The sequence below is a fragment of the Arthrobacter sp. M2012083 genome, assembly GCF_000281065.1.
In the GTDB taxonomy this organism is placed as follows: Bacteria; Actinomycetota; Actinomycetes; order Actinomycetales; family Micrococcaceae; genus Arthrobacter.
In genome coordinates this window covers 1-20201 of record NZ_AKKK01000015.1, presented here as the reverse complement: position 1 = coordinate 20201, position 20201 = coordinate 1, and the positions used below count along the sequence as shown (strand labels likewise).

Annotated in this window: 15 protein-coding genes; 11 read left to right on the top strand and 4 right to left on the bottom strand. The window is 63.2% G+C overall.

Features of this window, described 5'->3' with window-relative positions:
* Window positions 1-6: 6 nt before the first annotated feature.
* Window positions 7-3360 carry a glycosyltransferase family 2 protein gene (locus tag A477_RS0108950; protein ID WP_017198668.1) on the top strand — a complete coding sequence of 1118 codons (3354 nt, stop codon included), beginning with the start codon at window positions 7-9 and terminating at the stop codon, window positions 3358-3360.
* Window positions 3353-5080 (top strand): DUF5719 family protein, encoded by a 1728-nt coding sequence (locus A477_RS0108945; protein ID WP_017198667.1) that lies wholly within the window; start codon window positions 3353-3355, stop codon window positions 5078-5080. Before A477_RS0108950 ends, A477_RS0108945 begins: the two co-directional genes overlap by 8 nt.
* A 5-nt stretch (window positions 5081-5085) precedes the next feature.
* On the opposite strand, the gene A477_RS0108940 is transcribed toward A477_RS0108945, so the two are convergent.
* On the bottom strand, window positions 5086-5604 hold the full coding sequence (locus A477_RS0108940; RefSeq protein ID WP_017198666.1) for a metallopeptidase family protein: 519 nt from the start codon (window positions 5602-5604) through the stop codon (window positions 5086-5088).
* Window positions 5605-5725: 121 nt separating this feature from the next.
* Here A477_RS0108940 and A477_RS0108935 point away from each other — a divergent pair, with 121 nt between their 5' ends.
* The 5 genes from A477_RS0108935 to A477_RS0108915 all read left to right on the top strand — a co-directional run bounded on the left by A477_RS0108935 (window position 5726) and on the right by A477_RS0108915 (window position 10397).
* Window positions 5726-6124: a DUF3499 domain-containing protein gene (locus A477_RS0108935; protein ID WP_044568603.1), complete on the top strand. Its 399-nt coding sequence runs from the start codon at window positions 5726-5728 to the stop codon at window positions 6122-6124.
* A gap of 148 nt (window positions 6125-6272) precedes the next feature.
* The gene (locus A477_RS0108930; RefSeq protein WP_017198664.1) at window positions 6273-6491 is read left to right on the top strand and encodes a Trm112 family protein; all 219 of its coding nucleotides are present in this window, start codon (window positions 6273-6275) and stop codon (window positions 6489-6491) included.
* A gap of 45 nt (window positions 6492-6536) precedes the next feature.
* Window positions 6537-8015 (top strand): adenosylhomocysteinase, encoded by a 1479-nt coding sequence (gene ahcY, locus A477_RS0108925; RefSeq protein ID WP_017198663.1) that lies wholly within the window; start codon window positions 6537-6539, stop codon window positions 8013-8015.
* A 128-nt stretch (window positions 8016-8143) separates the two neighbouring features.
* Window positions 8144-9364, top strand: a complete 1221-nt coding sequence (locus A477_RS0108920; RefSeq protein WP_237715764.1) for a L,D-transpeptidase — start codon at window positions 8144-8146, stop codon at window positions 9362-9364.
* A gap of 187 nt (window positions 9365-9551) precedes the next feature.
* The gene (locus tag A477_RS0108915) at window positions 9552-10397 is read left to right on the top strand and encodes a pentapeptide repeat-containing protein (protein WP_017198661.1); all 846 of its coding nucleotides are present in this window, start codon (window positions 9552-9554) and stop codon (window positions 10395-10397) included.
* Window positions 10398-10514: 117 nt separating this feature from the next.
* Here A477_RS0108915 and A477_RS0108910 read toward each other — a convergent pair whose 3' ends face one another.
* Entirely contained in the window at window positions 10515-11321 is an 807-nt protein-coding gene (locus A477_RS0108910) for an RDD family protein (RefSeq protein ID WP_017198660.1), read from the bottom strand.
* 105 nt (window positions 11322-11426) lie between these two features.
* Here A477_RS0108910 and A477_RS0108905 point away from each other — a divergent pair, with 105 nt between their 5' ends.
* Together A477_RS0108905 and A477_RS0108900 are read left to right on the top strand one after the other, a co-directional pair.
* Entirely contained in the window at window positions 11427-12422 is a 996-nt protein-coding gene (locus A477_RS0108905; RefSeq protein WP_017198659.1) for a stage II sporulation protein M, read from the top strand.
* A 139-nt stretch (window positions 12423-12561) separates the two neighbouring features.
* Window positions 12562-13737, top strand: a complete 1176-nt coding sequence (locus tag A477_RS0108900) for a TIGR01906 family membrane protein (protein WP_044568614.1) — start codon at window positions 12562-12564, stop codon at window positions 13735-13737.
* A gap of 63 nt (window positions 13738-13800) precedes the next feature.
* Here A477_RS0108900 and A477_RS0108895 read toward each other — a convergent pair whose 3' ends face one another.
* Entirely contained in the window at window positions 13801-15633 is a 1833-nt protein-coding gene (locus A477_RS0108895) for an AMP-dependent synthetase/ligase (protein WP_017198657.1), read from the bottom strand.
* A gap of 13 nt (window positions 15634-15646) precedes the next feature.
* Window positions 15647-17464, bottom strand: a complete 1818-nt coding sequence (locus A477_RS0108890; protein WP_017198656.1) for a dolichyl-phosphate-mannose--protein mannosyltransferase — start codon at window positions 17462-17464, stop codon at window positions 15647-15649.
* 133 nt (window positions 17465-17597) lie between these two features.
* Here A477_RS0108890 and rsmI point away from each other — a divergent pair, with 133 nt between their 5' ends.
* The gene (rsmI, locus tag A477_RS0108885) at window positions 17598-18470 is read left to right on the top strand and encodes a 16S rRNA (cytidine(1402)-2'-O)-methyltransferase (RefSeq protein WP_237715766.1); all 873 of its coding nucleotides are present in this window, start codon (window positions 17598-17600) and stop codon (window positions 18468-18470) included.
* A gap of 159 nt (window positions 18471-18629) precedes the next feature.
* Window positions 18630-20111 carry an NAD-dependent succinate-semialdehyde dehydrogenase gene (locus A477_RS0108880; RefSeq protein ID WP_017198654.1) on the top strand — a complete coding sequence of 494 codons (1482 nt, stop codon included), beginning with the start codon at window positions 18630-18632 and terminating at the stop codon, window positions 20109-20111.
* Window positions 20112-20201 lie beyond the last annotated feature (90 nt).

The following is a 20201-nucleotide window of genomic DNA, read 5'->3' as shown; positions in this document are numbered from 1 at the left end:
AAGGAAGTGCATGTTACCGCCGTCGTGGTTTCCCACGACGGCGGCAACTATCTGCCCAGGACATTGGCGGCATTGTCGGACCAGACGCGTTCGGCAGATGCCGCCATTGGCATTGATACAGGTTCCACCGATAACTCGCTGGACTTGCTCCGCGGGGCCCTCGGCCAGAACAGCGTCACCTCGTACCAGCATGCTAGGTCCGGTTTTGGCGCGGCTGTGCGCGCTGGCCTTCACGAGCTCGCTCCGGGCGACGGTGCCACGCAGGGTGATTCCGTGCAATGGATCTGGCTGTTGCATGACGACGCCGCGCCTGCGCCGGATGCGTTGGCGGAGTTGCTCCATGCGGTTGAACGCGCCCCCTCGGTTACCGTAGCGGGCTGTAAGCAGCTCGGCTGGGACAACAAGAGGCACCTGGTCGATGTGGGACTTTCAACCAGCCGCTGGGCTGAACGCCTCACCCTGATTGACGCCGACGAAGTGGACCAAGGGCAATACGACGCCCGCACTGACACTTTCGCGGTGAACTCCGCAGGTATGTTGATCCGCCGCGACGTCTGGGAACTGCTGGAAGGCTTTGACCCGGCCCTGCCCGGGAGTGGCGATGACGTGGATTTCTGCTGGCGTAACTGGCTTGCGGGCAATCGCGTCGTCGTAGTGCCCAGTGCCCGCATGTTCCACGTGGAGCACCGCCCGCACGGCCTGGGCACATCCTCCGCGGCACGTAAAGCCCAGATCCATCTGCGGCTCAAGCATGCGCCCTGGTGGAAAGTGCCGTTCCAAGCCGTGGGCGCCTTGTTCGGTGCCATCATCCGACTGATGCTGAGCATCCTGGTTAAGGAACCGGGTTATGGCTTCTCCCAGTTCACCGCAACCATCTCCGCCCTTGTCCGTCCGGTGGCCATAGCCAAGGGCCGCCGCGTTGCGGCCAGGACACGTCGGGTACACAGGTCCGTGGTCCGGGGGCTTCAGACACCCACGCGGGACGTGCGTGCCAACAGGCGCTCTTTATTGGAAGCAATCCGCCCCGCCGAAGAAACTCCCGCTGTCTCTGACCTTCTGGCCCCTGAACCCAGCGGCGATGCGGCTGACGACTTCTCCGCACTGGCCACCAACGAACGCGGCTGGGTGGGCACAGGTGCCGTCGCAGCTGCACTGATTGCCCTTGCCGCAGCACTCGTGGGACTGCTTGGGCTGCTCCGCTCAGGCACCGTTGCCGGTGGAGGGCTCCTCCCTCTTTCGGATTCGCCAGGCGACATCTGGGCGAATGCGTCCACCTGGTGGATCTCATTGGGTGCAGGCCTGCCCGGACACGGCGATCCGTTCGGCTATGTGCTGTGGCTGCTCTCCCTCTTTGGAAGCGGGGACGGCAACGCAGCCATGGTGTGGCTGCTGATCCTTGCCATGCCGTTGTCCGCATTGGGCGCATGGTTCGCGGCGGGTGCTCTGACTACCAAGCGTCGCTTCCGGGTTGCGGCGGCCCTTGCGTGGTCCGGTGCTCCCGCACTACTGGTCGCGATCAACGAGGGCCGTGTCGGCGCTTTGGTGGCGCACGTCATGATGCCGCTGTTGCTCCTCGCGCTCTTGCGTGCCTCGGGATCGGCGGTCGCCCAAGGGTCCGCTTTGGCGGGGACCCAACTCAGCCGCCGCCCGGCCCCGATAGCCGGTAAGCCCGGCATCAACGGAACACCCTCATGGACTGCTGCAGCCGCTGCAGGCCTTGCCATGGCCGTTGTCACGGCCTCTGCCCCGTCGTTGTTGGGGCCCATTGCCGTTGTGGTGATTCTTGCCGCAGTGGTCCTCGGGCATCGGGGCAAAACGCTGTGGTGGTCACTCCTGCCGACTCTCGCTTTGTTCCTTCCCTACGCCGTATCCGTGTTGGACAGGCCTCGCTCGCTGCTCGCCGACCCTGGATTGCCGCTGACGTTCGAGGCTGCTCCGCTGTGGCAGCAGCTACTTGGCCAGCCGCTTGCCTTCGACATCGACGGCGGTTTAACCGGTTTGACGGCCTTTGGTCCTGGTGCTGTGCCCTGGGCCCTGTTGCTGGCTCTGCTGGTCATCGCACCAGTCCTGATCCTGGCTGTGGCTGCCTTGTTCGTGCCCGGTAAACGCGCTGCGCTGGCCCGGGTGTTCTGGCTGGTCGCTTTGGCTACACTCTTGAGCGCTTGGCTGGTAGGCCACGTAGCCACCGGGGTCAATAACAACGTGATTGTGGGGCCGTTCACCGGCCCAGCCGTATCGGCGGCGGGAATGTTGCTTCTTGGTGCTGCCGTTCTCGGTGCTGAGAGGCTCTTCACGGCACCGCGAAAAACGCCCAAGGCTTCCCGGCACCACCTCCCGCTGCGGCGCATAGCCTCTGCCACGACCATGGCGCTTCTGGTTGCCGGCCCTCTTACCGGCATGGCCGCCTGGACTGCTCAGAATGTCCTGCAGCCTACGCCGACTTCCGTACCCATTGCGGCACCGGATACTGCCGAACAGACGTCGTCCCTTGGCGTAAGCCGACAAATTTGGCCGGTGGATACGGGCACATTGCCCGCCACCGCCGTCGACCGTGGCCAGGGACCCGAGCGAACCCGAACGTTGGTCATCACCAGCGGTGAGCAGGGCGCCTTCTCCTCTTCCCTGATGCGGGGAGCAGGAACCACGTTGGACAGTTTGTCCACCATTGCCTCTGCACGAACCATCATTGGTGCACCGGGACGCGAGGAAATCGCGGCCGATGACGCTGCCACCACATCCCTCCGCAGGGCCGTGGCCACCATCGTGGCGGGAACCGGCGTGGATCCCCGCGCCGACCTTGAACAACTTGGGGCCGGATTCGTGGTCCTCAAGGCAGCAGACAACGCCGCCCAGTTGACAGCCAGCAGGATCGACGCCGTCCCCGGACTCGTGGCTGTTGGCCAGACCGACGCCGGGTGGTTGTGGCGGGTGACGCCCCGGAACCAGCCCGCGGCTACTGCCGCGGACACTGCGCACCGGGTACGGATAGTGGACCCCCAAGGCGCTCTGCTGAGTACGCTGCCATCCGAAGAAGTGGATGTGGATGCCACTGTTGAATCGGGCATTGAGGGCCGAAAGATTGTCCTGGCCGAACGGTCCGATCCGGGCTGGAGCGCTTGGTTGGATGGCCGCCAACTGAAAGCCACCACATCCGGATGGTCCCAGGCGTTCGAATTGCCTGCCAGCGGCGGCGACCTTGACATCCGCTACACCAACCCTTGGGCTTTGTGGATCGGAATCCTGCAGGCTGTGGTGATTGGATTGACGGTCCTGTTGGCCGTTCCAATGCCCGCTCGCCGCAGCCGAACCGGCATGTCGAGGGATGAAGTCTCCCTCCGTAAGGAGTACAGCAGTGTCTGAGGACCAAAAGAACGCGTCCGGCGAAAGCACTGGAACCTCGGAAGCCCCGAAGTCCCGTGCGGGGAACAACGGAGAAACAAGCAGGCCGGACAAGGATTCCCGGAGTTCGGGCTCCCGCGGCTCCAGTTCCCGAAACACGAAGTCCCGCAGCTCCAATAAGGGAATGATCACTGGCGTCCTGTCGGCAGTGGTCATCCTTGCGGCTGGCGGAGGCGCCGTGGCCGCGACGTCGATGGTCCCGGAACCTTCCGGGGGGACCACCATGGAAATCCGCCAGGCCGACGTTCCCGCGGGCCGTTCCTTGGGTGTTTGTCCGGAACCCGCGAGGCTTGTGAGCGGAACCGTTGTGGGCACGGATGCTGACTTCAGCCCGGTCTCCACCACCGCCACCAGTGCCCTGAACGCTGTGGTGCTGAGCAACCCCGCCGGTACGGTGCCCGAGAGCAATGTGACATCGCTGGGTGGTGAGACGGTGGAGGAGATCGCCAAGGCTCCTACCAGCACGCCCACGCCCACGGTTGGTCCGCCCGTACTCGCTGCCGGAGTGGCGAACATCAGCCCCGTGGCGTCTCCCACCGTTGTGGGAGCCGAGGCTCTTGGAAACGAACAGGCGTCCTTGGCTGCCAACCTTAGCTATTCAGCGACGGACGGCGATCTCCGAGGCCTTGCATCCACCCAATGCCAGCCGCCGGGCAACGACGCTTGGCTCCTGGGGGCCAACACTGCCGTGGGCCGTACTGCCGTCCTGAACGTGAGCAATGCCTCCGAGACCCCGGCCACAGTGAGCCTTGACCTCTATGGATCCGAGGGACAGATCCAAGCTCCCGGGGCCCGTGGTCTCCTGGTGGCTCCTGGCAGCACCCGCTCGGTGAACCTGGCTGGACTCGCGCCCGGCGAATCGCAGCTCGCCGTGCACGTGCGCAGCACGGGCGGTCCTGTTGCCTCCACTATCCAGCAGAGCGTGTTGCGCGGAATCGCCCCAGGTGGTGTGGAGTACCTCTCGCCGGGTGCGGCGCCGTCCAACGTGCAGGTGATGTCCGGCGTCGATATCCAGGACCCGGCGGCCGTCAAGGCGCTGGCCGGTAAGTCAGGTTTCGCTGACGCCGTACCGGCACTCCGGATCGCAGTACCAGGATCCACTGACGCCGTTGTGCAAGTAAGCCTTTATGGTGCCAACGGTGAACGAAAGATTCCCAATGGGGGAGTGGTGACGGTCAAGGGCGGGACAGTTACTACCCTCAACCTTGAGGGCGTTCCGGCCGGTAGCTACACCGTCAGAGCCAGCTCGGATGTCTCGTTCCTGGCATCGGCGAGGGTCACCCGGGGTTCCAAGGCCGAGGAGCCAACCGACTTTGCGTGGTCGCCGTCGTCGGCCCGTCTTGGCAGCCAGCACTTGGTGGCCGTACCTCGGGACGGCCAGAGGTCTTTGAGCTTCGGTGTTCCCGAGGGGCGCGGCACGGTCAGTTACGCTCCGGTGACCGCTGATGGAAAAGTCGGCAAGGCCGTTGACGTGGACATGTCCGGCGGGACCACATCGGTGATCGGGCTACCGGACAAGTCCGGTGGTTCGGCTGTGGTGGGCTACGTGGTGTCCGCTTCAGGCGACCCGGTGTTCGGCGCGCTGGTGCTTGGAAAGCAAGGACGGTCAGACGTTTCCGTCGTGGCAATTCAGGACGCCGCAGCGGGACTTGAGAAGGTCCCGGTCTCCGTGGGCTACTAGCGAAGTTATTGGTAGCGGCGGCGGTAGACCGGGTCCAAGGTTTCCGGAGGCACCCCGAGCATCTCGGCGGTGTACTCCACTACGACATCGTGGACAAGGTCCTGCAGTTCTTCGCGAGTGGCAGCGCCCTGCTCAACCACCCGGCGGTACACCGTAATCATGGGTGCGTCGCCGCGGCCACCAGGGGTGTAGGAGCCCATGGGGGCAGTGTTTCCTGTAGCAACCAAGTGCTCAAGGTTGGGTGGAATTTCATCGACTGCAAAGAGAACGCCGTCGAGCTGTTTGCCCCACATGTCCTGGAGTCGCTCGGCGGAGTCCAGCACCATGTCATCAAAGCGTTCCGAGCGCGTGCGGAAGCCAGGGAGATTGGGGAGCATCAACTCTCCGCGCAGTCCCCGTCCGTGCCGGTTTCGCCGGCGTCGCCGGAAGCCCCGCGCTTCCGAACCGGCGTGTTCCTGGGCCTGATCGCCATCGGCGTCAGTCCACCGGATGTTGAACCCGGGAACATGTGGCTGTGACTGCATATATCGACTTTAGTCCTGAGGAACCGCCAGCGCGACATCAAGGCCCGCAGCGCGCCGCATCGGGGGATACTCGCTTCGAGTTCGCGGGGCACGGGCGGGCAATGCGCAATGTATGTGGCCAATGGCGCTAATCTGGGATGTTGTGGGTGCCATTCGTCAGTGTTCCAGATCAGCCTGCCGCCAGTCCGCGGTGGCTACTTTGACGTACGTGTACGCAGAGTCAACCGCAGTCCTCGGTCCTCTGGCCACGTACGCAGAACCGCATGCGTACGATCTTTGTTCGCAGCACGCTGAGTCACTCACGGTTCCGCGTGGCTGGGAGGTCCTGCGCCTTGCCATGCCCACGACGCCGCAAGAGCCGGGCCCGGATGACCTGCTGGCACTGGCCAACGCGGTCCGGGAGGCGGCTTCGGCCACCACCGAAACCCCAGCCCGGCACAGCCACCCCCAGATGGAGCCGCCCGTCGGCACCGAAGGTACTCGTCGAGGGCACTTACGGATCCTCCGCGAGCCGTCTTAGCCGGACGGGACCCGTTTTAGCTGCTGGGTTTCGGCTTCCGGACGCAATTCGTCGTCGGGATCAAAACAGGATCTCCCTGCGCGGTAGTCTGGAATCTGCAGATATCCGCCAGCGGCGCCATGCCGGCGCCACCCAGGGAGCATCATTCATGCCAAAGGTCAGTCCTGAACTGTTGTCCATCCTGCGCTGCCCCGTGACGGGTTCACCGCTGGTCCAGGAGGGCGACGAGTTGGTTTCCACAGATGCCGCTGCGGACGGCGAAAAGCTCCGCTACACCATTGAAGACGGCATCCCGCTGCTCCTGCCTCCCGAACTGCTGGCCGCGGCCAATGCGGCAACCTCGGGCCAGCACGATTCCAAAGCCTGACGCGCTTTCTTCCATCAAATCCGCACGGTACCCCTAAGGACTTCCATGACTTTTGACTTCAAAGTGGCCGATATCACCCTTGCGGAGGCTGGCCGCCACCAAATCCGTCTCGCCGAGCATGAAATGCCGGGCCTCATGTCTCTTCGCGCAGAGTTCGGTGCGGAGCAGCCCCTCAAGGGTGCACGAATCGCCGGTTCCCTGCACATGACGGTCCAAACCGCAGTACTCATCGAAACCCTCACTGCCTTGGGCGCGGAAGTTCGCTGGGCTTCCTGCAACATCTTCTCAACCCAGGACGAAGCCGCTGCCGCCGTCGTTGTCGGCAAGGGCACCCCGGAAAACCCTCAGGGTGTTCCGGTTTTCGCTTGGAAGGGCGAAACCCTTGAGGAGTACTGGTGGACTGCGGAGCAGATCCTCACCTGGCCTGGCGCTGACACCAACCCGGAGTTGGGCCCCAACATGATTCTCGACGACGGCGGCGACGCCACGCTGCTGCTGCACAAGGGCGTGGAGTTCGAAGCTGCAGGTGCCGTGCCGACTGCCACCGAAGATGATCCGGAGGAATACGTCCTCATCCTGGATCTCCTGCGCAGGACCCTTGCCGCTGATCCGCAGAAATGGACCCGCTTGGCCGCGCGCATTGAAGGCGTCACCGAGGAAACCACCACCGGTGTGCACCGCCTCTACCAGCTCGCCGAACAGGGCAAGCTGTTGTTCCCGGCCATCAACGTCAACGACTCCGTGACCAAGAGCAAGTTCGACAACAAGTACGGCATCCGCCACTCCTTGCCGGACGGCATCAACAGGGCCACTGACGTCCTGATGGGCGGCAAGGTGGCGGTTGTGTGTGGCTATGGCGACGTCGGGAAGGGCGCCGCTGAGGCGCTGCGCGGCCAGGGCTCGCGTGTCATCGTCACTGAAATTGATCCCATCTGTGCCCTTCAGGCAGCTATGGACGGCTACCAGGTTGCCAGGCTGGAGACGGTGCTCGCCCAGGGCGACATCTTCATCACCACCACAGGCAACAAGGACGTCATCATGGCCGAGCACATGCTGGGTATGAAGAACAAGGCTATCGTTGGCAACATCGGCCACTTCGACAACGAAATCGACATAGCCGGGCTTGCCAAAATCCCAGGCGTCAAGAAGGTTGAGATCAAGCCGCAGGTCCACGAGTGGGTCTTCGAGGCCGGGACGGATTCCGAACGGTCCATCATCGTCCTGTCCGAGGGCAGGCTGCTCAACCTGGGCAACGCCACGGGACACCCGTCGTTCGTGATGAGCAACTCGTTCGCCAACCAGACCATTGCGCAGATCGAACTCTGGACCAAGAAGGACCAGCCGGCCGGTGAGCGCGAGTACCAGAACCAGGTTTACGTCCTTCCCAAGATCCTGGATGAGAAGGTTGCGCGCCTCCACTTGGATGCATTGGGCGTGGAGCTGACGGAACTGAGCAAGGACCAGGCGGATTACCTCGACCTCGATGTTGCGGGACCCTACAAGCCTGAGCACTACCGCTACTAGCCTCCACGGTCCGTCCCTGGCGGTACCCAAATCGATGGCGAAAGGCCGGACACGCAACCAGCGTGGCCGGCCTTTCCGGTAGAATTGGGTGTTCGGTAATGCTTGCGGGGGACAGGATGACGGGAACCATGACGGAAGTCGCCAAACGTAAAAAGGGCAAGATCCTTGCCATCATTGGAGTCTGCGCAGCTATTGTCGTGGGTGGAATTGGCGTGGTCACGGTGCCGGGCCTGCTGGCAGGTTCTACGCAGGATGCGGCCGTAGCGCCGTCGCCGACTCCCACCGTGGAAGCCAAACCCGTTGAGCTGGGCATTACGCCGCTGGATGGCGCCGTGGAGTGGAACCCTGTTGTGGGTCCCCAGATCAAAGCAGTCAACGGCAAACTGAAGGACGTAGTGCTGGCTCCGGTGGGCGGCGGGACACCTGTGCAAGGCAAGACCAGCCCTGACGGCAGCACCTGGACAACTCTGGAAGTCCTGAAGTTCAAGACCCAATACAGCTACTCCTTCACCGTTGTGGATACGGCGGGGAAAGAGACTAAGAAGTCCCAAACCTTCACCACGGTTTCCGCCGCCTACGAGGCCGACGCTTCCATCTACCCCCGCCACGGCACCACGGCCGGCTCCGGGCAGCCCATCGAAATCAACTTCAGTGAGCCCGTTGTAGACAAGGCGGCAATGGAGAAGCGCGTGGCCATCACGGTTTCCTCCGGCCAGCCCGTGGCATGGCATTGGTATTCGGACAAGAAGGTCAGGATCCGTCCGGAGGCTTTCTGGGCGTCCGGCACCACCGTCACCGTGGATATGAAGCTTTTGGGCGTGGACTTCGGAAACAACATGATCGGCAACGCTGACGTGGTCTCAACGTTCACCACCGGCCCGCAGCGTGTGGCCGTGGTTGACGACAAAACCAAGACCATGAACGTTTACTCCGACGGCCAGTTGGTTCACACGGCTCCCGTGTCCTTGGGCGGGGAAGACTGGCTTTCGCCCACCGGGTACGCGGTGATTATGGAACAGGAACGCCACTCGAACTTCAACGCCGGAACAATTGGCCTGAAGCCCGGCGACAAAGGCTATTACCCGCCCCTTGTAGTGGAATACGCCAACCGGCTCACGTGGTCCGGTGTGTACGTTCACCAGGCCCTTGAAGCCGCCTGGAGCTCCATTGGGGTGGCTAACGTCTCGCATGGCTGCGTGGGCTTGCTGCCAGCGGATGCTGAGTGGTTCTTCAACAACATGAAGACCGGCGACGTTGTCCAGATCCTGAACACAGGCGCACCGGCAGTGGAACCACTGGAAGGCTTCGGCGACTGGAACATTCCGTGGGCGAGCTACGCCCAGCGGTAATCCTGCTGTTAAGATCGTCGTAGTGATTATTTCCTGCGCGCTTTGACCCATTGCTCCAGCGCTGACACGTTGTTGGCCCTGCTATTTGTGCTGCCCTCCAAGATGATTCCGGGTGTCCCTCAGGGGAACCCGCTTTCGGGTTCCCCGGCTCCTTCCACCGGCCCCTTTCCCATCATCTGGAGCACACATGACCATTTCACTTACGCTCAGCCCAGACTGCGGCAACTGCTTTGCCCTTTGCTGCACCGCGCTCGGATTCGCCCGATCAGCTGACTTCGCCATCGACAAACCTGCTGCTTCGCCGTGCCCGAACATGGCGGACGACTTTTCCTGCACCATCCACCAACGCTTACGGCCGCGGGGCTTCCGCGGTTGCACGGTATTTGATTGTTTCGGCGCCGGCCAAGTGGTGTCCCAACAGACCTTCTCCGGCACCAGTTGGACGCAGGACCCTTCGTCCAAGTCCTCAATGTTCGCCGTGTTCAAAGTAGTCAGGCAACTCCACGAGATGCTCTGGTACCTGGCCGAAGCCCGGCAACGGACGTTCGATCCGGACCTCGCTTTCACGTCGGACCACCTTTCCGAGCGCATAACAACCGCCGCGCAAGGCGATGCCTCCACGGTCCTGGCCACCGACGTCGAAATCCTCCATGGAGAAGTCCGCTCGCTCCTGATGGAGGTTAGCGAAGAACTACGCGCCTCCTACGGGGCGGAGGACAGGCCAACGCCCGACGCCGGACGCCAACCGGGTGCCGACGCCAAGCCGGGCGGCGCTGATCTGATGGGCGCCAACCTCGCGAACCAAAGCCTCTGCGGATCAGACCTCCGTGGTGCATACCTGATCGAAGCCAATCTGAGGAAGTCCGACCTCACGGCCGTCGACCTCCTGGGAGCAGATCTGCGTGGAGCGCAACTCCACGGAGCCGATCTCTCCAGGGCGCTCTACCTGACCCAACCGCAGATCAACGCCGCCGAAGGGGACCCCAACACCCTCCTACCCCCACGACTCACAAGACCGGCTCACTGGTGGTAGCGCAGATCTGACGAAGACGGTCGGCCGGCGTCCGGCAGCCTGCGTCTAAGCGAGGTACGAGCGAGCAGGCAGAGGACGGCGGCCGACCGGCGTTAGTTGGCTTCAGCCGCACCAGACCTAAGACTCATCAGTGAACGGCAGCTTTCGGAGTCGTTCCCCTACGGTCGCGTTCCGCTGCTCCGCTTGGCGGAGCCGCGTGAGTTCGCGGTTGCGCCGTTCCCCGAGGACTGCGCCTATGTAGTCTTCGGGGATGGTGCCGGCGGGCGGGGGCGGGGCGACGTACCTTGCCAGTTCCGATGCGAGCGAGGCGGCCATGTTGACGCGTGAGGCGGGCGCCATGAGGTAGGCCTGTTGCACGAAGGTTCCGGCCCGGCGGGCCGTGGCGTCCGGTACCCTGCCGATATCTGCCATGGCCACCCATGCTTGCAGGTGGTGCGGTGCCATGGGCATGATTCGGGGCGTTGAGGGTACGCGTTGCCGCAGGGAGTAGGTGCCCGCAACGATGTCGCCGAGGCGCTTGGATTTGTCGTTGAACAGTGCCACTCCGATTGCGAGGCCGCCGAAGGTCAGGTAGATCTCCAGGAATCCGAGGAGCCCGCGGATGAGCGCGTGCCGGAAGCGAATGGAGCCGCCGTCGTCGCGCACTATGCGGAGCCCTGTTGCCAGCTTTCCCAAGGATCGCCCGCGCGTCAGGGTTTCCACGGTGACGGGGACGATGACCACCGAGAATACGACGCTGCTGAGGACCATTGCCTGTATGGCGGCGTCGTCGAGATCCCGGGATGCGCTGGTGATCAGGATGATCAGGATGATCGCGAGGACAATTTGGGAGATGACGTCAATGATGAGCCCCAGTGCACGTGCGGCGAAGGACGCCGGGCGGAGCTCGAGGACCACAGCCTCGCCTGTGATGATTGAACTCATGCCTGCCCCCATGTTTCGCCTACGCTTTGGGCCACACGACTGCCCTTTTCAACGAGTCTAGCGGCGGGCTGAGCTGCCGGTGGATACAGGCGCTAGGGTGGTGGCGTGGACATAGATGCCTTCTCGGCCGTACATGGGGACAAATGGTCGCGGCTTCATTTCCTGGCCCATAAGCGAAGGCTTACGGGTGCTGAGGCCGATGAACTTCTGCGCCTGTATCAAACGGTGTCCGGGCACCTGTCGCTGATCCGGTCCGTGGCGCCGGAGACGGGGTTGTCGGCATCCTTGTCTGCAGCGTTGGCTCAGGCCCGGACGAGGTTCACGGGCGCCCGCTCCAATTTCATGGAGGACCTGGCACGGTTCTTTGTCATTTCCCTCCCTGCGGCCTTCTACCGAATCCGGTGGTTGACGCTTTGGTGCGGGTTTGCTTTTGTCCTGGTGGCGGGTGCTTATGCTTTGTGGATTGGCACTTCGCCGGAAGCCCTGAGGGCCGTAGCGTCCAGTGATGCCAAGGTGCAGCAGTATGTGGAGGAAGACTTCATTGACTACTATTCCGAGAATCCTGCGGCTTCGTTCGCCGGGTTGGTGTGGACGAACAACGCCTGGATTTCCGCTCAAGCCGTGGCCTTTGGCATTACCGGATTCTGGGTGCCCTTCATCTTGTTCATGAACGCGCAGGGGCTGGGAATCGCGGCGGGACTTTTCCTGGCCACCGGGAAGATGGACATCTTTTTCAGCTACATCCTTCCGCACGGACTCATGGAACTCACTGCTGTCTTCATTGCCTGCGCGGCGGGGCTCAAGATTTTCTGGGCCATGGTGCGGCCGGGCCCACGCACAAGGCTGCAGGCTGTGGCTGATGAAGGCCGTTCGCTGATCACCATTGCCTTGGGATTGGTGCTCGTCCTGCTGGTTTCGGGCATTGTTGAGGGCTTTGTGACGCCGAGCCCGCTTCCCGTGTGGGCCAAGATCACCATCGGTGCCCTGGTTTTGGCCGGGTACTGGGTCTACGCGTTGGTGCTGGGTGGGAAGGCAGTCCGTGCAGGCGTCACAGGAGATATGGACGCCAACGACGCCGGTTATCGCAGCATTGCTGCATAGACCTTACAGTTGCGTTTCAATCTGGTCGCAGCCGGGGTGGCACCGCGTGTCTCTGTAATGCCGGGCGGTAGGCTCGAATGCAGACAAGAGAGCCGGCAGCAAGCAATCGCCGGTGGATGCCTACGGAAGTGAACCCGCTGTGAGCGACAAAAGCCCAAAACCACAAGAACCGGACACGGACGTCCACGAGGACCCCAACGAACCGGCCTTCGACTGGATGAAGCCGAAAACGTCCAGTGGTGCTTCTCCGGCCTCTCCTGCAGCCAGCGTCGGAGCCGCATCCAAGACCGGGCCCACACCGTCGGCGACTCCGACTACCGCGACGCCTGCCCACGGCCAGCCCGAGAGCCGCGCGGACCGGAAAGCTGCAGAAGCGGCCGACGTCGAGGTTGAACCGCCGCTGTTCGCCGACACCGTGGCGGACGCTTCCACCACCAAGCGGCCGGCGCACTATTCGGAACCCCTGCCGACGTCGGCTCTTCAGATCCGGCCGCCGGAAGACGAAGTGGCGCGACGAAATGCCGAACGAGAGCAAGCAGCAAAAGTGAAGCCCGTAGGCCCCAGGATCTTCCAAGTGCTTTTGGCGGTCTTCTACCCGGTGATCCTCCTGGTGCTTGCCGTCCGGGCAGTCACCAGCCCGCTGTTCCTGTGGGTGGAGTACAACCGCCCGGGTTTCCCCGGCGACGGCTACGGTTTCAGCACTGACGACCGCATGACGTATGGCTCATACGCCGTTGATTACCTCAGTAACTGGGCCGGCCCGCGTTACCTGGGGGGCTTGGTCAACCAGGACGGCGACAAGCTCTTCACCGACAGCGAAGTTTCGCACATGGCCGACGTGAAGTTGGTCATTCTGTCCTCCTTCGGGGCCGGGCTTTTGCTCATCATCCTTAGCATCATCGCCATCCTGTATCTGCGAAAGCGAAGCACGGGCGGGATCCGCCGCGGTCTTTTCGCCGGTTCGATCGTCACGCTGGTCATCATCATTGGGCTCGCAGTATTGGCAGTCTTGAGCTGGCAGCAGTTCTTTACGGAGTTCCACCGCATCTTCTTTGCCAATGGAACGTGGACGTTCTCGCTGGAAGACACCCTGATCCGGCTCTTCCCGGGACAGTTCTGGATGGACGCGGGTATTGTCATCGGGGCCCTGGTATTCCTCGCGGCGACGGTGACGTTCATCCTCACGTGGCCTACCAAACGGCGTCGCGGCCTTGCGACAGCACAAGCGGACGACGCTGGCGGGGAATCTGACGAGTCAGCTGCCACGGACAATGTCGACAGCCTCCGCAACGAACCGACAGGCGTTACGCGCTAACAGGGATACCAGGTACGTCCCGCAGCGGGCCGCGCCTGCGGTGGCTTAGCCAGGTGGAGAAAACTACTTCTCGTACAGCTTTTCCACAGCCGCTGAGAAGTCGTTGAGCACCACGGCGCGCTTCAGCTTCAGCGAGGGCGTCAAGTGCCCTGACTCGACGCTTAGTTCCGCCGTGATGAAAGCGAACTTCTTGATCGACTCCGCGGCCGAGACGAGCTTGTTGGCCTCGTCCACTGCCGTCTGAACGGCCGCCCTGATCCGGGCATCGGAAGCGGCTTCATCGGGGGTCATGGGCCCGGCCTTGTTCTCTGCGCACCAGTCCGCAAGCCCTTCGGGGTCCAACCCGACCAGTGCAGCGACGAAGGGCCGGCCGTCGCCGACGACGACTGCCTGACCCACCAAGGGGTGCTCGCGCAGTTTCTCCTCCAAAGGAGCCGGCGCCACGTTCTTTCCAGCGGCCGTGACCAGAAGGTCCTTCTTTCGGCCGGTGATGGTCAGGAAGCCGTCGGCGTCGAGCTCGCCGAGGTCGCCGGTCCGGAAGAAGCCGTCAACGAAGGCAGCATGGGTTGCCTTTTCGTTGTTGTGGTAGCCCTTGAAGACCCCAATGCCCTTGACCAGCACCTCGCCGTCCTGCGCCACCCTGATGGTGGTTCCAGGGAGGGGAATGCCCACTGTACCTATGCGGGACATGCTGGGGGTATTGACGGTGCAGGGTGCCGTGGTCTCTGTCAGCCCGTAGCCCTCAAGAACAGGAACTCCGGCGCCGTGGAAGAAATGGTTGTCCCGGAGGCTAAGGGGACTGGCTCCGGAAACCGTGTAGCCGACCTCGCCGCCGAAAACGTCCCGCACCTTGGGATAAAGGAGCTTGTTGAAAGTGGAGTGCTTCAGGCCCAGAAGCCAACCCGGTCCCGGACCCTCGCCACGGCTGGCGAGGGACACCGCCGTCGAATATTGCACCGCGGTTGCCGAAGCTGCCGAGAAGAGAGCGGACTTACCGCTCATGGCCGCTTTGTGGCTGGCACCAGCGTAGACCTTCTCGAAAATGCGGGGCACAGCGAGAAGGAAAGTGGGCTTGAAGGATCCAAGATCCGCCATGAGTCCGCTGGCGCCTGCACTGTGCCCCAACGTGATGCCTGCCGTGAGGCAAACAACCTGGACAGCCCTGGCGAGAACGTGCGCCAGGGGCAGGAACATCAGCGTCCGGGCGCCTCGCTGCATGAGCAACTCGGGGAGGAACGGGATGACGTTACGTGCCACGAGGACAAAGTTGCCATGGGTGATTTCGCAGCCCTTGGGCTTGCCCGTGGTTCCGGAGGTGTAAACGATGGACGCGACGCTCGCCAGGTTTGCCGCGCTGCGCTGGCGCTCCAGTTCGGCGTCCATGATCCCGATTCCGACGGCGGAGACGCTGGTCAGGTTGGGTGCGTCGCCGTCGTGCTCCATCCGGATGATGGTCACGGGGTCCTCGCCCAGGGCCTGGGACTGTTCCACCAAGGCACGGACGAGGCTCTCTTTGGCAGTGTCCTCCACAAAGATGCGCCGGGCTCCGGAATCCGTAAGGATCCACTCGATCTGGCTCGCCGATGACGTCTCATAAATGGGGACAGTGACTCCGCCGGCCATCCAGATGGCGAAGTCCACCAGCGTCCATTCAAAGCTTGAGCGGGAAAGCACGGCAACCGGATCGCCGGGGTTGAGCCCACCCGCGATGAGGCCTTTGGCCAAGGCCGTGACGTCGGCAAGGAACCTGGCTGCCGAAATGTTAAGCCAACCGTTCGCGGTTTTATGCGCGTACAAGTTGCCGAACGGATCCTTGTGGCAGCGTTCCAGGAGGAGGTCCGTCACGTTGGTGTTCGGGTCCGCCTCGACCAGAAGCTCCGTGCTTGCTTCCCTCACTGCTTCCCTCCTCCTAGATCCACGATGGCATCCACATTCTCATCCGCCACTCCTGGTAGGTGATGACTTCCGCTGTGAGCACGGGATAAAAGAATGCTGTGGCCAGCACTGCCAACACCAGGACCAGGGCCACAATGTACAGTCCGGATCGTCGCCGCCAGATGGGGTCGCCGCTGCGTCCCAAGACCAACCCCAGCACATACGTCAGGCCCAAAACCAGGAACGGTTCAAAGGACACGGCGTAGAAGATGAACATGGTGCGTTCCGGGTACATGAACCACGGAAGGTAGCCGGCGGCAACTCCAGCGAGGATGGCGCCGGCACGCCAGTCGCGGCGGCCGGCCCACCAGAACAGCAGGATGACCAAGGCGATGGTTCCACCCCACCACACCACCGGATTGCCCACCGGCAAGATGGCCGAGGAGCAGGTCTCAACAACACAGCCCGGGGTGCCCGGTTTGGGGGTTTGGTAGAAGAACGAGGTGGGACGGCCCATGATGAGCCACGTCCATGGACTCGACTCATAGGGGTGGTCAGAGCTGAGGCCCTGGTGGAATTTGTAGGCTTCAAGGTGATAGTGAGCCAGGGATCGCACGGAGTTGGGTAGCCAATCCCAGCCCGGGGCCGGGTTGGTGGCAGCCCATTGTCGGTAGTAGGCATCCTTTGAGAGGAACCAGCCTGTCCAACTCACCACATAGGTGACGGCGGCAATCGGGATGATGGTCAGGAAGGCGGGGAGGCCGTCCTTGATGATGCCGGCGCTGAACCAGCTCCGGATGCCTGCGATACGCCGGGCGCTCAGGTCCCACAGAACTGTCATTAGCCCGAAGGCGGCCACGAAGAACAGCGCCGACCATTTGGTCCCTACCGCCAGGCCAAGGCAGAGGCCTGCAACCAGGCGCCACCACCGCATGCCAAGCCAGGGGCCTGCAACCAGTTGGGTGGGTGTGGGGCGGCCTCCTGGCGAAGCAGCCGCTTGCGCGGCGAGCCGGGAAGCCAGACGACGGCGGCCGTCGTCGCGGTCCATCAACAGGGCGCCGAAGGCGGCCAGTATCCAAAGGGCCAGGAAGACGTCCAACAGCGACGTGCGGGAGAGCACCAGATGGTGGCCATCAATGGCCAGCAGGAGTCCGGCAACGGCGCCGAGGGTGTGCGAGCGGAACAGCTTCAGTGCGATGAGCGAAACGAGGAAGACCGTCAGAGTGCCTGCCAAAGCCGCACTGAATCTCCAGCCGAAGGGGTTGTCTCCGCCGAACAGCCACATGCCTAAGGCGATCATCCATTTGCCCACCGGCGGGTGGACCACGTACTCCGGAGTGTTAAGGAGGATGTCCGGGTTGCCGGCATTGAAGGATTCGTTGGCGTTGGCCGGCCAGCTGCGTTCGTAGCCGCTCACGACGTAGGAGTAGGCATCCTTGACGTAGTACGTTTCGTCGAAGACCAGGCTGTGCGGAGCATCAAGCCGGAAGAAGCGGAGAATGCCGCCCAGGAGTGCCGTGATGGTGGGGATCAGCCAAAACCACAAGCGCAACGAGGCGGGGTAGTCGCGCCAGCTTTGGACACCACCGATCAGGCGTTCCTTCAACGCTTGGGCTGTATAGGCCTCGGTCGGTCGGGCGATCCAACGGTGGCCTTCCAGCCCACGGCCGGGCAAAGTTCCGCCGGGGCTCTCGTTCAACGCCGCCGCCTGCCGGGGCACTGACGCGACTGCGCGTGTCGGCGCATCCGGCTGACCGCCGCTTAACTCCACGGTTGTGTCTTCGGGTTCCGGGGTCGCCGGGGACGCCACCGGGGATCCGGAAGCGGTAGCAGGAACGGGCGACTGGTTCACCCGCCCATGCTACCTTTCCATCCTTGCTGTATCCCTGAACCCCGCGGCTGCATCCTTGAAGCGCACGCGGCATTAGGCTTGGCAGGTGGACGAACAGCGCAGCACCCCGGACGAGACTCCCTACAACGACGACCTGGATGGGTCGGTCCCTGCCGACTCCGGCGCAACTCCCGGCGTGGGCAGGATCGTGCTTGCCGCAACACCCATCGGCAACGTGGGCGACGCATCTGCGCGCCTGGTTGAACTTCTTGGCACTTCAGACATTGTGGCTGCAGAAGACACCCGGCGTTTGCACCGGCTGGTAACTGCGTTGGGCGTCGAGGTCACCGGACGCGTCATCAGCTACCACGAGCACAATGAAGTGGCCAAGACTGGTGAACTCCTGGACTACGTGCGCGCCGGCAAAACCATCCTGATGGTCAGCGACGCTGGAATGCCGGCGGTCTCCGACCCGGGTTTCCGCCTGGTGGAGGGCGCAGTTGCCGCCGGACTTACGGTCACAGCCGTTCCCGGCCCTTCTGCGGTACTGACGGCCTTGGCGCTGTCCGGTTTGCCCACCGACCGCTTCTGCTTTGAAGGATTTCTTCCCCGGAAGTCCGGGGATCGGAACTCACGCCTGGCCGACCTCGCAAACGAACGCCGCACCATGGTCTTCTTTGAGGCCCCGCACAGGCTTGAGGTCATGTTGCGCGCACTGCACGAGCGATTCGGGGCCGATCGCCGTGTTGCTGTGTGCCGCGAACTGACCAAGACCTATGAGGAAGTCATCCGCGGCACCTTGCGTGAACTGCTGGAGTGGGCGGAAAACAACGAGGTCCGCGGCGAAATCGCCGTGGTGGTGGGCGGTGCGCCTGAGCAGGAACCCGGCAAGCCCGAGGACCACGTCGCCGCCGTGAACGAACTCATTTCCCAAGGCATTCGCTTGAAGGAAGCTGTGGCCGCCGTGGCCGATGATGCCCGGGTCAGCAAGCGGGAGCTCTATTCGGCGGTCCTCGCGGCGCGCTGACGGAGCTGTGCAGCTGCACAAAACAGCGTGTATGTGGCAGTGCGTGAAGGCGTAGACACTGCTTCTCGCGGGGCAGTACCGTGGCAGTAATTCAAGCCACTTCCGGCAACGAACCCCAGTGGTGCAATTCTCCAAAGCACCCAAGACGAAGGAGTCGCCATGACTGTCACGGTTGAACGCGAAAGCGAACTGCTGGCTTCCGTCCCTACCGGCCTGCTGATCAACGGTCAGTGGCGCCCGGCCGGATCCGGAAAAACCTTTGATGTTGAGGACCCGGCAACGGGCAAGGTCCTGCTCAGCATCTCCGACGCCGGTGCTGAGGACGGCGCTGCCGCGCTCGACGCCGCCGCTGCCGCCCAGGCTGATTGGGCCCGCACCGCACCGCGCGAACGCGGCGAAATCCTGCGCCGTGCGTTCGAACTTGTCACCGAGCGTGCCGAAGACTTCGCACTGCTGATGACCCTGGAAATGGGCAAGCCCCTGGCCGAAGCCCGCGGTGAAGTCACCTACGGTGCCGAGTTCCTGCGCTGGTTCTCCGAGGAAGCCGTCCGCGTGTCCGGCCGCTATTCCGCAGCACCGGATGGCAAGAACCGCCTCCTCGTGCAGAAGAAGCCGGTGGGTCCCTGCCTGCTGATCACCCCGTGGAACTTCCCGCTGGCCATGGCCACCCGTAAGGTAGCCCCCGCCGTCGCCGCTGGTTGCACCATGGTGCTCAAGCCCGCAAACCTGACCCCGCTGACCAGCCTCCTGTTCGCCCAGGTCATGCAGGAAGCCGGCCTGCCTGCCGGTGTCCTCAACGTCATCCAGACCTCCACTGCGGGCGCCGTCACCGGCCCGCTGATCAAGGACGACCGTCTCCGCAAGATCTCCTTCACCGGCTCCACCCCGGTGGGCCAGGCGCTGATCCGCGAAGCCGCGGACAAGGTCCTGCGCACCTCCATGGAACTGGGTGGCAACGCCCCGTTCGTGGTCTTCGAAGACGCCGACCTGGACAAGGCTGTTGAAGGTGCCATCGCCGCCAAGATGCGCAACATGGGCGAGGCCTGCACCGCAGCGAACCGCTTCATTGTGCACGAGTCCATCGCTGATTCCTTCGCGGAGAAGTTCGCCGCCAAGATCGGTGCACTGACCACTGCCCGTGGCACCGAGCCGGAGTCCAAGGTTGGCCCGCTGATCGATGGCAAGGCCCGCGATGGCGTGCACGCACTGGTTTCCGAAGCCGTAGCGGGAGGTGCCACAGCCGTCACCGGTGGTGCCGCCGTCGACGGTCCCGGCTACTTCTACCAGCCCACCGTGCTGAAGAACGTTGCAGCGGATGCCCGCATCCTGCGGGAAGAGATCTTCGGGCCCGTTGCGCCGATCATCACCTTCTCCACCGAAGACGACGCCGTTCGCCTGGCCAACAACACCGAGTACGGCCTGGTTGCCTACGTCTTCACCAAGGACCTCAACCGCGGGCTTCGCATCAGCGAGCGTCTTGAGACCGGCATGCTTGGCCTCAACGCAGGTGTCATCTCCAACGCTGCTGCCCCGTTTGGTGGCGTCAAGCAGTCCGGCCTGGGCCGCGAGGGCGGTTCCGAAGGCATCGAAGAGTACCTCTACACCCAGTACGTAGGTATCGCGGACCCTTACGCCGACTAGGCGCAGGATCCGGTCCACCGCTCTCGCAACAAGAACGGTTGACTCACGAAGGGGCCCGGCCCCGGAACCACAAGTTCCGGGGCCGGGCCC

What these genes read in the sequence shown, in the direction of transcription:
- A477_RS0108930 (WP_017198664.1), top strand. Translation starts at nt 6,273, where the DNA reads ATGCCAAAGGTCAGTCCTGAACTGTTGTCCATCCTGCGCTGCCCCGTG.
- A477_RS0108910 (WP_017198660.1), bottom strand. Translation starts at nt 11,321, where the DNA reads ATGAGTTCAATCATCACAGGCGAGGCTGTGGTCCTCGAGCTCCGCCCG.
- A477_RS0108880 (WP_017198654.1), top strand. Translation starts at nt 18,630, where the DNA reads ATGACTGTCACGGTTGAACGCGAAAGCGAACTGCTGGCTTCCGTCCCT.
- A477_RS0108935 (WP_044568603.1), top strand. Translation starts at nt 5,726, where the DNA reads ATGGCGCTAATCTGGGATGTTGTGGGTGCCATTCGTCAGTGTTCCAGA.
- A477_RS0108940 (WP_017198666.1), bottom strand. Translation starts at nt 5,604, where the DNA reads ATGCAGTCACAGCCACATGTTCCCGGGTTCAACATCCGGTGGACTGAC.
- ahcY (WP_017198663.1), top strand. Translation starts at nt 6,537, where the DNA reads ATGACTTTTGACTTCAAAGTGGCCGATATCACCCTTGCGGAGGCTGGC.
- A477_RS0108915 (WP_017198661.1), top strand. Translation starts at nt 9,552, where the DNA reads ATGACCATTTCACTTACGCTCAGCCCAGACTGCGGCAACTGCTTTGCC.
- A477_RS0108920 (WP_237715764.1), top strand. Translation starts at nt 8,144, where the DNA reads ATGACGGAAGTCGCCAAACGTAAAAAGGGCAAGATCCTTGCCATCATT.